Source organism: Candidatus Hakubella thermalkaliphila (assembly GCF_013281975.1).
In the GTDB taxonomy this organism is placed as follows: domain Bacteria; phylum Actinomycetota; class Humimicrobiia; order Hakubellales; family Hakubellaceae; genus Hakubella; species Hakubella thermalkaliphila.
On the sequence record NZ_BLRZ01000108.1, the window covers coordinates 4,581 to 5,756 of the forward strand.

Below are 1,176 nucleotides of genomic sequence, written 5' to 3' on the forward strand. Positions count from 1 at the left end.
CCTAAGCTCCTCAGGATATCCAGGTTATCCTGGTAATAGAAGCTAAAGGCCTTGTCCAAAGCTAAAGCTATAGTTACTTTATCCGAGGGGGATTTTGTAACGAAGATCTCTTTCTCAAACTTGGGAAGAGCCCTGGCCGACTGGCTTATCTTAAGAACCTTATCCAAATCTATATTCTTATCCACCAGGCTTGCCAACCTGTCACAAAAAGACCTCTGCAATAGCTCCTTCTCCTGAGTAGGGATAAGGCCTAGATGTCTTTCTGGCAAATGTAAATTTTTATCTCGAGGCAGAAATCCCAATACCGGAATTCCGGTCTTCTCTTCGATGGAATTCTTGGCCTCCTGGTAGTGGGTAGAGCTTCCTATGTTATTCAGGATTACTCCGACAATGCGTACCTCTTTATCAAATTTTTGGTAGCCTAAAACTATTGCTCCAGCACTTCTGGATAAAGAGTGCGCATCCACAATGAGAATCACCGGACATCTGAGGATCTTGGACAAAAGGGCAGTACTGCCCTTTTCGCTCCTATCGCTCACCCCATCGTATAGACCCATTACGCCTTCAATAATGGATACATCTGATTTTATGGCCTGTCTCTCGAATAGCTCAAAGATCGTATCTGGCGAAAGCAACCAGCTGTCAAGGTTGCGACAGGCTAGACTAGTTACCTGAGTATGGTAAGTGGGGTCAATATAATCTGGGCCTACCTTAAAGGGTTGGACCTTCAGGTTGCGCTTTTTCAAAGCCAACATTATTCCCAGAGCCACAGTGGTCTTGCCTACGCTACTATTTGTCCCCGCTAAAATAACCCTTGGATGCCTCACCGAAAAACTACCCCTTAAGAAAACAAAATTGGAAATACAAGACCTGCCATCTAAAATGTCTTCAGGATATCTGCTCTATCTCTATGTTTTTGATTGTTCAAAGACGGGTTAGAACTCTATCCCCCTCCTGGCCCTTATACCTTTGTTAAAGGGGTGCTTGACTTCCCTCATCTCAGTGACCAAATCAGCCATTTCCACTATCTTGGGATGGGCATTGCGACCGGTCAGAACCAGCTCCATGAAATCCGGTTTTTCCTTAATAAGGCCAATAACCTCATCTAGAGTTATCAGCCTCCGATCCAGAGCCACATTGATCTCGTCCAGAACTACCAGGTCATACTCCCCTTCC

At 45.1% G+C, this 1,176-nt stretch carries 2 protein-coding genes; both read right to left on the bottom strand.

Annotated features, from left to right (window positions below; genetic code table 11):
- The coding region (locus HW443_RS09035; protein ID WP_176238080.1) for a cobyrinate a,c-diamide synthase at nucleotides 1-827 on the bottom strand (827 nt) is incomplete at its 3' end.
- Between the two features lie 108 nt (nucleotides 828-935).
- A partial coding sequence (locus HW443_RS09040) for a cob(I)yrinic acid a,c-diamide adenosyltransferase (RefSeq protein ID WP_176238081.1) occupies nucleotides 936-1,176 on the bottom strand: 241 nt, incomplete at its 5' end.